Source organism: Spirochaeta dissipatitropha (assembly GCF_054657935.1).
Map to the genome: position 1 here is coordinate 1 of NZ_BAAHXT010000026.1, position 11,567 is coordinate 11,567.

The 11,567-nt window shown below is 37.1% G+C and carries 19 protein-coding genes; 18 read left to right on the forward strand and 1 reads right to left on the reverse strand.

What is annotated here, in order from left to right; translation table 11 throughout:
- The first annotated feature begins 40 nt into the window (after positions 1–40).
- The 16 genes from ACYQ2L_RS16735 to ACYQ2L_RS16810 all read left to right on the forward strand — a co-directional run bounded on the left by ACYQ2L_RS16735 (position 41) and on the right by ACYQ2L_RS16810 (position 10,194).
- Positions 41–448, forward strand: a complete 408-nt coding sequence (locus ACYQ2L_RS16735; protein WP_460058182.1) for a GNAT family N-acetyltransferase — start codon at positions 41–43, stop codon at positions 446–448.
- A 27-nt stretch (positions 449–475) separates the two neighbouring features.
- The gene (locus ACYQ2L_RS16740; RefSeq protein ID WP_460058185.1) at positions 476–634 is read left to right on the forward strand and encodes a hypothetical protein; all 159 of its coding nucleotides are present in this window, start codon (positions 476–478) and stop codon (positions 632–634) included.
- Positions 635–793: 159 nt separating this feature from the next.
- A complete protein-coding gene (locus ACYQ2L_RS16745) occupies positions 794–1,036 on the forward strand; it encodes a type II toxin-antitoxin system Phd/YefM family antitoxin (RefSeq protein ID WP_460058187.1) in 243 nt (80 codons plus the stop codon).
- On the forward strand, positions 1,036–1,296 hold the full coding sequence (locus ACYQ2L_RS16750; protein WP_460058190.1) for a Txe/YoeB family addiction module toxin: 261 nt from the start codon (positions 1,036–1,038) through the stop codon (positions 1,294–1,296). The genes ACYQ2L_RS16745 and ACYQ2L_RS16750 overlap by 1 nt, the downstream gene beginning before the upstream one ends.
- Positions 1,297–1,447: 151 nt before the next feature.
- The gene (locus tag ACYQ2L_RS16755) at positions 1,448–1,972 is read left to right on the forward strand and encodes a GNAT family N-acetyltransferase (protein ID WP_460058192.1); all 525 of its coding nucleotides are present in this window, start codon (positions 1,448–1,450) and stop codon (positions 1,970–1,972) included.
- A 185-nt stretch (positions 1,973–2,157) separates the two neighbouring features.
- On the forward strand, positions 2,158–2,886 hold the full coding sequence (locus tag ACYQ2L_RS16760) for a phosphotransferase (RefSeq protein WP_460058195.1): 729 nt from the start codon (positions 2,158–2,160) through the stop codon (positions 2,884–2,886).
- Positions 2,887–2,903: 17 nt separating this feature from the next.
- Entirely contained in the window at positions 2,904–3,110 is a 207-nt protein-coding gene (locus tag ACYQ2L_RS16765) for an nSTAND3 domain-containing NTPase (RefSeq protein ID WP_460058198.1), read from the forward strand.
- 125 nt (positions 3,111–3,235) lie between these two features.
- Entirely contained in the window at positions 3,236–3,859 is a 624-nt protein-coding gene (locus ACYQ2L_RS16770; RefSeq protein WP_460058200.1) for an NAD(P)-dependent oxidoreductase, read from the forward strand.
- 65 nt (positions 3,860–3,924) lie between these two features.
- Positions 3,925–4,656, forward strand: a complete 732-nt coding sequence (locus ACYQ2L_RS16775; RefSeq protein WP_460058203.1) for a DNA alkylation repair protein — start codon at positions 3,925–3,927, stop codon at positions 4,654–4,656.
- The gene (locus ACYQ2L_RS16780; protein ID WP_460058206.1) at positions 4,601–5,509 is read left to right on the forward strand and encodes a polysaccharide lyase family 20 protein; all 909 of its coding nucleotides are present in this window, start codon (positions 4,601–4,603) and stop codon (positions 5,507–5,509) included. Before ACYQ2L_RS16775 ends, ACYQ2L_RS16780 begins: the two co-directional genes overlap by 56 nt.
- Before the next feature lie 255 nt (positions 5,510–5,764).
- Positions 5,765–6,346 carry an NAD(P)H-dependent oxidoreductase gene (locus ACYQ2L_RS16785; RefSeq protein WP_460058208.1) on the forward strand — a complete coding sequence of 194 codons (582 nt, stop codon included), beginning with the start codon at positions 5,765–5,767 and terminating at the stop codon, positions 6,344–6,346.
- A 202-nt stretch (positions 6,347–6,548) separates the two neighbouring features.
- Entirely contained in the window at positions 6,549–7,124 is a 576-nt protein-coding gene (locus tag ACYQ2L_RS16790; RefSeq protein ID WP_460058210.1) for a DEAD/DEAH box helicase family protein, read from the forward strand.
- Positions 7,125–7,137: 13 nt separating this feature from the next.
- Positions 7,138–7,767, forward strand: a complete 630-nt coding sequence (locus ACYQ2L_RS16795) for a DUF1349 domain-containing protein (RefSeq protein WP_460058212.1) — start codon at positions 7,138–7,140, stop codon at positions 7,765–7,767.
- A gap of 25 nt (positions 7,768–7,792) precedes the next feature.
- Entirely contained in the window at positions 7,793–8,326 is a 534-nt protein-coding gene (locus tag ACYQ2L_RS16800) for a GNAT family N-acetyltransferase (RefSeq protein WP_460058214.1), read from the forward strand.
- Between the two features lie 248 nt (positions 8,327–8,574).
- Positions 8,575–8,925 (forward strand): hypothetical protein, encoded by a 351-nt coding sequence (locus ACYQ2L_RS16805; protein ID WP_460058216.1) that lies wholly within the window; start codon positions 8,575–8,577, stop codon positions 8,923–8,925.
- Between the two features lie 9 nt (positions 8,926–8,934).
- Positions 8,935–10,194: a glycosyltransferase gene (locus ACYQ2L_RS16810; RefSeq protein ID WP_460058218.1), complete on the forward strand. Its 1,260-nt coding sequence runs from the start codon at positions 8,935–8,937 to the stop codon at positions 10,192–10,194.
- A 123-nt stretch (positions 10,195–10,317) separates the two neighbouring features.
- On the opposite strand, the gene ACYQ2L_RS16815 is transcribed toward ACYQ2L_RS16810, so the two are convergent.
- Positions 10,318–10,536 carry a DUF6500 family protein gene (locus ACYQ2L_RS16815; RefSeq protein WP_460058220.1) on the reverse strand — a complete coding sequence of 73 codons (219 nt, stop codon included), beginning with the start codon at positions 10,534–10,536 and terminating at the stop codon, positions 10,318–10,320.
- Positions 10,537–10,669: 133 nt separating this feature from the next.
- Here ACYQ2L_RS16815 and ACYQ2L_RS16820 point away from each other — a divergent pair, with 133 nt between their 5' ends.
- Positions 10,670–11,164 (forward strand): hypothetical protein, encoded by a 495-nt coding sequence (locus ACYQ2L_RS16820; protein WP_460058222.1) that lies wholly within the window; start codon positions 10,670–10,672, stop codon positions 11,162–11,164.
- Positions 11,128–11,394, forward strand: coding sequence for a hypothetical protein (locus ACYQ2L_RS16825; RefSeq protein ID WP_460058224.1), 267 nt, complete (start codon positions 11,128–11,130; stop codon positions 11,392–11,394). The genes ACYQ2L_RS16820 and ACYQ2L_RS16825 overlap by 37 nt, the downstream gene beginning before the upstream one ends.
- Positions 11,395–11,567: the final 173 nt, after the last annotated feature.

Genomic DNA, 11,567 nt, shown 5'->3' on the forward strand with positions numbered 1-11,567 from the left:
ATTGTAAAAGAAATCAGGAGCAAAGCATTAAAAGCCTATCGTGAGTGGCTCACTTTCGATCGGATGGGTGGCTCAAAAAAAACGGACTGTTGGCTCAATTCACTGCGGAATACCCAAAGAAAATGAAATCACATTAAAACCTCTGAAAAAAGAAGATATAAGTATTTTCATTAAATGGTTAGATAAAGATTATATTTATAAGTGGTTTTGTCCAGAAGGAGAAGAACAGAGACAGGCTTGGTTAGATGAGGTAAATAATATAAATGAAAAATATAATAATTTAAAACATTTTATTGTTAATCATAATAATAACAAAATAGGGTATTGTCTTTATATGAATATGTATTTTGAGCCAGAATATACACAAGAAAATTATGGGATAATTGTTGATAAAAATTCTTCTTATGAAATTGGTTTTTTACTTGGTGAAGAAGAATATCTAAAATAAGGGATTGGAAAAATAATAATAAAAAAATTGGAAGAAAAAATAATTGAAATAGGTGGAAAGGAAATATTTTCTGATCCAAGTGAAGAAAATATTGCGTCAATAAAAACATTGTTGAGTAATGGATTTATAAAAATAAAAGATGGGGATTATAGGAAAAAATATTATAGCAAACCAAACGGCACATAACAGCGGCTATACGCCATTTCCACACAATGTCCAGTACAAGCCTGCGGCTTTCCCTGGCCACTGCGGATACCCGCCGCCTCGTTATGTGAAAATTACTCTGGACATGTTAGGGTTAAAGGTGTACATTTATACGTACGTTATTACGTACGGAGGTGTTATGTGAGTAGTATAAATGTTACAAACGCAAGAAAAGATTTATATAATCTAGTCCAAAAAGTGAATATAACTCATGAGCCTGTACAAATAACCGGTACAGATTCAAATGCAATTCTAGTAGGAGAAGAAGACTGGAGGAGTATTCAGGAAACATTGTTTTTAGCAGCAATTCCAGGAATGAGGGAATCAATAATTGAAGGAATGAATACACCGATCGAAGAATTATCTGATGAACCGGGTTGGTGATGTATAAATTATTATTTACGAGACAAGCACAGAAAGATGCAAAAAAGTTGTCTTCATCTAATTTAAAAATGAAAGCAGAAGGAATATTGAACATATTGAAATCAGAGCCATTTTGTGACTATCCACCATATGAAAAATTGATCGGAGATCTCACAGGCTCTTTTTCCCGAAGAATCAATATTCAACATCGAATAGTCTATCAAGTAATAGAAGAAGAAAAGATCGTTAAGATCATCCGAATGTGGACTCACTATGAATAGCCAGAGTAATCATCACATAACAGCGGGTATGGGTTGCGTCGCTTCACTCCTTGGCCTACGGGCACATTCGGCATTCGCCGAACGTCACATACCCGCGGAACGTTATGGGCAATAGTTTGGCACTTGAATATACACTTGGAGAAAGCAAAATATGATTGAACTGTTACCGTTTTCGATTGATCATTTTGCTATTTTAAGAAAAGAGATTTTGGATGAAAGATTCCTGATGCAATGGGCAGGTCCTAAATACAGCTATCCTCTATCATGGTTTCAAATGAGAAAACAAATGGTTGCAGCAGATGAAAGTGGTAAAAAGAATTATCTTTTCTCGGTTAAAATTCAGAATTCGAAAGATATAATTGGTCATGTACAGCTTTCAATAATTGACCGTATAGCCAATATAGGAAATATAGGAAGTGTTTTGGTTTTTCACGGCTATCGCAAAAAGGGGATCGGAAAAATAATTATGATCAAAATCATGGATTTCGGGTTTAATAATTTATACTTGGACGAATTAAGGTTGGGAGTTTTTGATTTCAATTTTTCGGCAATTAGCTGCTATCAAAAAATGGGTTTCAGAGAATATGAAGTTGAAGAGAATGCCAGAAAAGTAGGAAATGAAAAATGGAATCTAATACGAATGCAAAAAAGAAAAGAAGGGTCTATAAGCCATTAAAGTATTGAACAAATATTATAACCGTTGTGCCAAACTACAGCCCATAACAGCGAGTATCCGACTACGCTTCGCTCCGCCCTAATTGGCTTCCGTTGGTCGCCAACTTCGGGTAGCTATCCATGACTCAATCAAAATAAAGAGGACAAGTGAAATCGGGAAATTTCGAAAAGCTTTTCGGGGGCAATATGAATACCCCACTAAAAAAAGATAATTTGGTATACAAGAATGCAAACATCGCTACTGAAACAATACATCGGCTGTTATGCCATGTCAGAAAAAAGGGAATTTCCTGGATTCCTGAATCATTTGGCATACAGGATGGTAAGCATGTATTATCCTTTATTGAAGGGGATGTGATAGAGGATACTCCAGACTGGCTATGGGATGAAGAGTTACTGAGAAATATCGCTTTAAAACTAAGGCAATGGCATGATGCTACAGAAGATTTTATGTTAGATAATTCGGTATGGTTACTGGAAAATGATGAACCAAATGAAGTTATTTGCCATTCGGATTTTGCCCCATATAATATTGTTTTCAAAAATAAAAGTTTCCAGGGTTTGATAGATTTTGATGTTTGTTCACCTGGCTCAAGATTGTGGGATATTTCATATGCTGTTTACAGATTCATTCCACTATTACCGAATGAATGCTCTAACCCATTATTTGAAACATCACCTATCTCAAAAGAAACAATTATTGATCGACTGAATGTTTTTTTGACTGCATACAGCCAAAATAAATCCAGATATTTCTATGAAATTCCTGATGTAATTATCAAGGTCAAAAAACGTTTGAAATCACTTTCCCATTGGTCCCGGGAATATGGCTTAGAAAACAACAAAAAAGAATTAATTCAACATGCTGATATGTACATGGCTCATGCGAATTGGATAGAAAGTGTATTGGATTAGAATTACAGGAAGAGAATATGATTAAAGCAAAAGAAAAAGTGATCTATTTCATTACAGGTGCATCAGGAGTCGGTAAGACAACATTAGTTGCTAACCTGAAGAATCAGTATTCAGAAAAAGCATGGGATTTTTTTCATTTTGACTCAATCGGTGTTCCTTCCCTGGAGGAAATGGAAGAGAAATATGGTTCTGGCTCGGAATGGCAAAAAGCTATGACATTTTAAATGTTCCAATTCTCGATACAAGTAATCTGTCAGAAATCGATGCAGTAAGAGCATTTGAGATGTATATGAACTTGTAACCACTTGTTGGTTGCGTTTTAATCATTAAGAAGGGGGAGAGAATCAAAATGAAAATTGCAATTTTTGGTGCCACCGGGAAAACGGGACAGACACTGGTTAAACAAGCTATAGATCATGGTCATGAAGTAACAGTGATGGTTCGTGATCCTGCACGTCTCCCGAAACTTTCAACACAGATACATGTGCTTACCGGAGATTTTAATTCTGATTATGTTATTAAAACATGTGTAGAAGGACAGGATGCCGTTATCTGTGCACTTGGCACGAAAGATCTTTATAAGAATACCGGACTTAGAACCATTGGTACACGAGCTATTATCAATGCGATGAAGGTTAAGGGAGCAAAACGGTTGATTGTAATATCAGCGATGGGAGTGGGAGAGAGCTGGAAAAATCTTACATTACTAAACAAGGCTCTTTTTGCACTACTCATGCCAGCAACCCGTAAGGATCATGAAGCCCAGGAATTTGAAGTTAAATCCAGTTCATTAGACTGGACTATCATCAGAGCAAGTGGCTTGGTAAATAGCCCGGATATCAGTAGTTATCAGACAGGAATAGATATACGAGGAAAAACCTCGCAGATATCTCGTGCCAATGTAGCAGATTTTATACTGAAGGTTGTTGAATCTAATATTCATATTTATGAGGCTGTTACAATTACCAATTGAGTCACAACATGACCCAGATAATGAAAAATCAGGTAAAGTTGTGATAAAATACATTGGGGGGTGATATGAATACTGAATCCGACAAGACTATTGAACAAAAAGTAATAGAGATAAGATCATTTTTTGAAGATAACGCAGATCCTGCAATCGTTGCAAAGTATTCCCGATATTTTAAAGAGGGTTATATTGGCTATGGTATCAATCAAAAAGTATTTGAAAGCCAAAGAGATATATGGTTTAAAGAATGGAATACATTTACAATTGATGATTATCTTGATTTAGGTGACCAGCTAATTACATCCGGAAACCTGGAAGATATTTCTATTGCTATTGCATTTATCTCCCTTAGAAGGGACCAGTTCTCAATTGCTGTTTTCAACCATATGGAAAAATGGTTAGAAAGTTTTACAAATTGGGCAAACACTGATGTTTTGTGTATGCTGGTTCTTTCCTTTTTTATAACTGATAAAATAATCGAACCTGATAATTTTCTTCAGTGGACTACTTCACAATCAAAATGGACTAGACGTGCAGTTCCGGTCACCTTTTTTGAAGCAGTCAAAAATGGTGAAGATCCTGTTCAGTATTTTTCTATTATTGAACCTATAATGCTCGATACGGAAGAGGATGTTCAGAAGGGATTAGGCACCTTTTTACGAGAGTCCTGGAAGAAATGTCCTGAATCTACAGAGGAGTTTCTGCTTGAATGGAAGGATTCATGCGGAAGGAAAATAATACAATATGCAACAGAGAAAATGGATAAGGAACACCGGAAATATTTCAGCAGAAAAAAATAACACCGTCAGATGGAAAAAGTATAACTCTCATTCGGATATCACAGTAAAGATCATTATTGTTCTATTGTCGTTCGTTTTTTTAAGTTGTAACACCAATAGAGTAACACCCTATGATTATGGAAAACCTGTATATATCAATCTTGATTTTGAAGATGGCACCCATTCTCCATGGGAAGGGCAATACAATGATAGTGCATATAACGGTCAGTACAATTTTGAAATTTCGACGAAGACTCCCCCTAATGGTGGAAACTTCTCGGGTCGGTTTTTTTTAGGATCTGGTGGTGATTATTGGTTATCCCCCAATAATGGCTTGGAATCAGCCAGGAGTGAAATACAATTAAAGTCTACTGCTCAAGAGGGTAATGAAATCTATTATTCATGGTTTTTCATGATTGATAGCAATTACATTGAAAGTGATGACTGGCAGATAATTGGCCAATTTCATGATCAACCAGATCCCGCAATCGGTGAGACATGGAATAATTATCCAGCCAATAATCCAGCACTATCATACAAATACAGAAATGGGCAATTGATAATTGCAGTTTACTCTTTTGAAAGCAAATCCGTCATGGATCTTGTAGGTATTCCCATTAATAAAGGCGAATGGTATCAGATAAAAAGTAGAATTTTCTGGTCGACTGAAGATGATGGATTTATGGAATTTTGGCTTGATGGCCAACAAATTGAGGCATCCGGATTAACAAGATACACTGCAAGAAATTGTTTTAACAAAGCCGGTAATTATTTAAAACTTGGAATTTATAGATCAAAAGATATCGACAGCGTTGGAATTGTATATTTTGACAATATTCTATCTGGACCAACGGCCCAGTCTGCGAAGCATTAGGTTTTAAATTATCTGAACTCAAAGGACTGCTTGGTAAAACTCACAGCTGTACTATTTTCCCATGGGATGAAGCAATTATTCTGTTAGAAGAACAGATAAAGAGTAATGAGAGAAAAATCTCTGAAATTCGAACCCGGAATTCAGAATTGGGATCCTTTATAAATGTTTTGCAAAAAAAATGCGAAGCTTAGCTTGACTCTGCCCTAAGGGGTAAGGCTCATATTATTACGTATCTTTCATATTGGAGTATGCTTCATGAACAACAAAAAGGTATTGATAATAAACGGCCACCCGGATAAAGAAAGTTTCAATTTCGGACTTATGGATGCTTATAAGCAAGGGGTATTGAAATCAGAAAATGAAATGGAATCGATAGTTGTAGGCGAATTAAATTTCAATCCTGATTTACAGTTTGCATATCGGAAGAGAACAGAGTTAGAGCCTGATTTACTCGTTGCCTGGAAAAAAATAGAATGGGCTGATCATATTGTATGGATTTATCCATTGTGGTGGGGTTTTATGCCGGCGATTCTCAAGGGATTTATCGACAGGTTGTTCTTACCAGGATTTGCGTTTCAATCAATAGAGAATTCTATTAGAATTAAAAAATTATTAACCCATAAAACTGCCCACATTATTAACACGATGGATTATCCTGTTTGGTATTACAAATGGCTTCTTCGGGAGCCAGGAACAAAACTGATGAAGTATTTGATACTGCAATTTGTTGGAATTAAAAATATCAGAACCACCTATATCGGACCTATCAAAGGTTCCAGTGAAGACTTCAGAGCTAAATGGATCGATAAATTACAAAAATTTGGAGATAATTTCTGAGATCAATGTTAGTCTAAGTCCAATAGTAGATTTTACAAAAGGCCAGAAATACATTTCTTTGATTGATTGTTATATGTGCTATGAGTGCTGGCAATACCATTTGTTTTTGGATCGGTATTCAGATGAATTAAAATTCTGCAATTGGTACAATTTATTATGAGGTTCATGGCATCACTACTTAAAAGGAATATCTGAGGGTAAAATGAAATTAATAGTTATTTTTGGTCCACCAGCTGTTGGAAAAATGGCGGTCGGTAAAGAATTGGAAAAACTCACAGACTTCAAGCTATTTCATAATCATATGCTCATTGAGCCTATATATAATTTTTTCACCTTTGCTGATAAACAACTGCTGGAGTTAACCAGTGAATTCCGAAAACGATTATTTGAAGAGTTTGGAAAAAGCAGCTTGCCGGCTATTATTTTCACCTATGTATGGGCACTTGATGATGAAGATGATCATGCTGAACTGCTCGAATATTTGCATTGCATGAAACTGGGAATTGAAGATGTTCTTTTTGTTGAACTTGAAGCTGATCAATCTGTACGTCTCGACAGAAATAAGTCTGAATTGAGATTGAAAGAAAAGCGTTCAAAGCAGAACATTGAGGAATCTGAAAATTTTCTTAAGTGGGCAGAAGAAAACTCCTCATTAAATACAAAGGACGATTTCTTTTATCCAGATCAACATATAAAAATCAATAATACGTCAATAAGCGCCAAAGACGCGGCAGAGATTATTAAACAGGAAATTGAGAAGAGAAAGATAGTAGTTTAAACGGAGGCTATTTATGGTGTTGGATTTTACAAAAGGGCAGTGGCTATTTGAACCCAAACAGTACGATGTTACATCCAGGTCAGTGTCAATTACAACAGAGCCAGGGACTGATTTCTGGCAGCGTTCATATTATGGCTTCAGGAATAATAATGCACCTGCACTACAGATAGAGAGTAAAGATAACTTCACGTTCATCGCGAAAGTCAGCTTTGAGTACCAAGGTCAGTTTGATCAGTGTGGTCTGATTATGTATTTGGATAGTGAAAACTGGTTTAAAGCATCCATCGAATATGAGAATCAAGGGTTCTCCCGATTGGGAAGTGTAGTGACAAATTTCGGTTATTCAGACTGGGCAACTACTGATATTCAACTTCCAGAATACATTTGGTACCGATTAAGCCGCAGGGGACCTGATTTTCTGATTGAGTCCTCATTGAACGGTAGTGAGTTCAAGCAAATAAGAATTTTCCATTTACATAAACTGGGTGAAACCACGGAAGAAATGGGGAAGAGCAATCCACCTTTGCCGGCAAGTAACACAGTTTCTTTCGGTGTCTATGCATGCAGTCCATCAGACTCATCATTTACAGCATTATTTTCAGATATGAAGCTTGAGTCATGTACATGGTTGGCTCATATCTAAAAATACAGAATACGGAATGCAAACTATGAAAATTATCACAGACAGATTACTGATTACCGAGTTTGATGAAAGCATGGCTGAGACAGTTCATGTTAATTCTCTGGATGATAATAATCGTCGATTTGTACCTGATGAGGTTTTTGAAACCATACAAGAGGCCAGAAATACAATTCTCTTTTTGATTGATTGCTATAAAGGTAGCAGTGGTCCGTTTGTGCATCCCGTATTATTACGGAGCGGTGAGAATATTGGTTATGTTCAGGCAGTACCCTTACATGGCGAATGGGAAGTCGGATACCATATAGCCAAAAAATATACACGAAAAGGCTATGCAACAGAAGCGTTAATGGCTTTTATACCCATAATCATGAATCAACTTGGAATTAACCGGATCTGGGGAATTTGCCATAGAGATAACATAGCTTCCAGGAAAGTACTGGAAAAGTGTTCTTTCAGTTTAGAGCTTGGTGGTATAGGTGATTCCAGAGGCCAAAACCACGAGGAATGTTCATATATTTTTCGATTGTATGATGGAGATGGAGCGCAAGTATGGAACTGATTCATTTCTACACAAACAAGCAGTACTTATTCCAGACTGTAACCTCATATACCGATGATCAACTGGATCAGGTGTGTGACAGTATTGTTGACAACAGTAGCTGGTTTTTTTGCAGGTTCCGAAAAAATGACAGGCATAACTACCTGAAGAGAAGACGATTTGTAGAATCGTGCTTAAAGACAGAATACGAGTGTCGGTACAATAAGCTCAATAGAGACACACCTGTATATTTTTATTTAATTCCGGGTATGAATGCTGACATTGCGCAACAACGGGCGGAGAGCAGGGTAAACGATCAGGAAACAAATACCCGCTATATTCTGATCGATTCTGCTTATCTTGCAGATAGTACACAGATTACTTTTACCCTTGGCGACAGTTTCGGTGCATACTGGCAGAAAGCAATCGATAATGGAATTTCATGTGTTGAAGAGTTAATGCAGAGTGATATTCTCGAAGATCATAACACAGTCTTTCCATACAGCATGCTTGGTACATTGAATCATAAATATGCCCATCTGGAATTATCATTTGAAATCCAGATTTGGGATAATGATGTAATCGAAAAAATCAGAAATGATGTTGCATTGGTGGTATAGTGATTAGTTATGAACATCTGCTTGTTTCCAAATCTTGCGTATCTATCTGAAACATCCAGAGCTATAGAAATTTACAAGGCATTAAAAACATTGGGCGAACCACCTATTGTGGCAACACATGGTGGAACCTATGAAAAAATCTTGCAGGAAGAAATGATTCCATATCATATTGTCAAACCCGTAATGACGGAACAGCGGTGCAGAGATTATGTCCTGGCAAATATAGGAAAGAAGCCTCATTTTTACACATCAGAAGAACTTCGAGACCATGTAGAAAATGAAATTGTCTTTTTCAGAAAACATGAAGTCAGCCTGGTTCATATAGGGTTTACACTTTCTGTAAAAATTGCAGCCAGAGTTCTGAAAATACCGCTATCAACTGCTCATGGCTCATTTATTCCACCGGTTTTTGATAAAAAGATTGCTCCTTACAGAAAAGATTTTAATCGTGGATTTATTCGATTATTTCCGGAAGAATTGAAAAAAAGGTGTGCCAACTGGATCTATTCCCATGCCAAAATCTATACCAAACCGTTCAATATTGTGGCAAAAGAATTTAAGATCGCTCCTGTGCAATCTATTGCTGATTTATTTCTGGGAGATTACGCTCTAGTAACCGATACACCAGAAATTATAGGTATTTCCAAGAAAGAAATTGAGAATTGGGAAAACACAAGAGATTCCAGATACAGCAGTCCCATACGACTTATTCATGTAGGTGCAATCTATGCCAAGCTGTTCGGAGCATTATCACAGGATGTTTCTGATTTCCTTCAGACAGAAAAGCCGAAAATATTTGTTGCCCTTACTTCCAGTGTTGAGAATTGTTTATCTCATGTTTACGACACTTTGAAGAGTATGGATTGCCATGCAATTTTTTGCACTACGATTCATCCAGACAATTTTGAAGCATCAGAAAATATTCTCCTGAAGGATCATATACCCTCACACAAAGTGATGCCATTGTGTGACCTTGTAATTATTCATGGTGGACAGGGCAGCATACAGACAGCCATAGCTTCTGGCACTCCAATTATTGGCTTCCCGTTGCAGCCAGAGCAGAATCTGAATTTGCAGCTAATAGAAGATCAGAAAGCTGGTTTTAATCTTCCCTTTTGCAAGTTGAAGAAGGAAAAACTATCTCCATATATTCACAGAATACTGAATGATAGTAGTTATGCTTCCAGAATGAAGCAGCTTAAAGACTGGCAGGAAAAATACAATGGACCAGAGAATGCTGCCAGAGCTTTGATCAATGCAATTAAATGAGAAAGCAATGACTGAACGATCAGAATTTATAACTGCAGCCGTATGTGAGTCGTCTTCGGTGTCGAATTGAATGTGTATAAATGTATTTCCACCCGTAAAAGTCTCGGTACACAGTCCCCAAAATCAGAGTCCATTCTCTATCATCATCTTGATCTTTTGAGCCTTTTCAAAATGATTCAATTCATGTTTCTGTATCCACCAGATAGCAGCTTCCATAAGTAACTCTGGATTATCATTTTTATTGGCAAAAAATGCATAAAAAGAAACCCCAACCAAATCGCCTTTAGAAGCTATCTTTTTTTCACAGACTTCGATTATCTTCTTCCTTAGTTCAATTCTCATATAGTGTACAAAATCCTTCAACATGCCATGTTAACATACAAAATATTCACTCACCAGCTCTTTACATTAGATTGCAAAGTTCAGATGAGACAATTATAGTTAGTGTTGCAAATAGTGGAAAGTGAGAGTAAACATGGAACTTAATGTAATTATCAGACGTCAATATTTTATTTGTCTCGACAGTATGAAGAATCTGATTGACCACAGTCCGAATGAAATCTGGAACATGAAAAAGGGAGGTTTTGTGTTCTGGCAGCAGATTCTTCATGCAATTACCGGTTCATTATTTTGGCTTAGAACAGGAGAGCAGGAATTCGCCGAGCCATTTTCCGAGCTGAAAGTCTACCCGGAACTGGAGAAGGATCCAGAAAATTATCTCTCTAAAACTCAATTGGAAAATCTCCTGCAGGAACTCCATGAATTAGCCGCAAAATTTTTCCGTAACATCGATTCAGCTGCATTGCTTGCTCCTTCCGAGATATATAGAAACATAACTAATCTGGATGTTATTCTGGGGCAGATCAGACATTTAATGTATCATATCGGTCATTGTGAAAGCATTCTGAGGGACACCGGAGTTCAGGCTCTACCATGGATAGATTATTTTGGAGAGCAGGATTCAATATAGAACTTATTCTTGAAGGGAATGCAGACATGTCAGAAAACCGTCTATTCCATGAAATGGAGAGTATAAGCAGTCGTCCTGGTCCTTTTGAAGTTTATACTGCCAGAGATTTATGGACCGATGAGCACATAGCTGAACAAATGCTCCAGTTTCATCTACATCCAGAAATCGATGCCGCATCTGTATACACCGGCCCAAAACGGACACCCATTCCGGAGGAAAGCGGACAGTGATTCCGCTGGAAAACGGACACCTGTTCCGGCTGAAAACGGACAGTTTTTCCGGGCTTCCGGAATGATCTGAAGAGAAGAATCCTCGATTAACCTGGCCACTCTTGTCAAAATGGCAACCATACCATTTGACGGAGTACAACATGCCAAGAGCGAGGATTCATGTGAAAAACATA

What these genes read in the sequence shown, in the direction of transcription:
- ACYQ2L_RS16790 (WP_460058210.1), top strand. Translation starts at nt 6,549, where the DNA reads ATGAAATTAATAGTTATTTTTGGTCCACCAGCTGTTGGAAAAATGGCG.
- ACYQ2L_RS16785 (WP_460058208.1), top strand. Translation starts at nt 5,765, where the DNA reads ATGAACAACAAAAAGGTATTGATAATAAACGGCCACCCGGATAAAGAA.
- ACYQ2L_RS16775 (WP_460058203.1), top strand. Translation starts at nt 3,925, where the DNA reads ATGAATACTGAATCCGACAAGACTATTGAACAAAAAGTAATAGAGATA.
- ACYQ2L_RS16805 (WP_460058216.1), top strand. Translation starts at nt 8,575, where the DNA reads ATGAATGCTGACATTGCGCAACAACGGGCGGAGAGCAGGGTAAACGAT.
- ACYQ2L_RS16760 (WP_460058195.1), top strand. Translation starts at nt 2,158, where the DNA reads ATGAATACCCCACTAAAAAAAGATAATTTGGTATACAAGAATGCAAAC.
- ACYQ2L_RS16755 (WP_460058192.1), top strand. Translation starts at nt 1,448, where the DNA reads ATGATTGAACTGTTACCGTTTTCGATTGATCATTTTGCTATTTTAAGA.
- ACYQ2L_RS16810 (WP_460058218.1), top strand. Translation starts at nt 8,935, where the DNA reads ATGAACATCTGCTTGTTTCCAAATCTTGCGTATCTATCTGAAACATCC.
- ACYQ2L_RS16815 (WP_460058220.1), bottom strand. Translation starts at nt 10,536, where the DNA reads ATGAGAATTGAACTAAGGAAGAAGATAATCGAAGTCTGTGAAAAAAAG.
- ACYQ2L_RS16800 (WP_460058214.1), top strand. Translation starts at nt 7,793, where the DNA reads ATGAAAATTATCACAGACAGATTACTGATTACCGAGTTTGATGAAAGC.
- ACYQ2L_RS16780 (WP_460058206.1), top strand. Translation starts at nt 4,601, where the DNA reads ATGCAACAGAGAAAATGGATAAGGAACACCGGAAATATTTCAGCAGAA.
- ACYQ2L_RS16765 (WP_460058198.1), top strand. Translation starts at nt 2,904, where the DNA reads ATGATTAAAGCAAAAGAAAAAGTGATCTATTTCATTACAGGTGCATCA.
- ACYQ2L_RS16825 (WP_460058224.1), top strand. Translation starts at nt 11,128, where the DNA reads ATGGATAGATTATTTTGGAGAGCAGGATTCAATATAGAACTTATTCTT.
- ACYQ2L_RS16750 (WP_460058190.1), top strand. Translation starts at nt 1,036, where the DNA reads ATGTATAAATTATTATTTACGAGACAAGCACAGAAAGATGCAAAAAAG.
- ACYQ2L_RS16795 (WP_460058212.1), top strand. Translation starts at nt 7,138, where the DNA reads ATGGTGTTGGATTTTACAAAAGGGCAGTGGCTATTTGAACCCAAACAG.
- ACYQ2L_RS16770 (WP_460058200.1), top strand. Translation starts at nt 3,236, where the DNA reads ATGAAAATTGCAATTTTTGGTGCCACCGGGAAAACGGGACAGACACTG.
- ACYQ2L_RS16820 (WP_460058222.1), top strand. Translation starts at nt 10,670, where the DNA reads ATGGAACTTAATGTAATTATCAGACGTCAATATTTTATTTGTCTCGAC.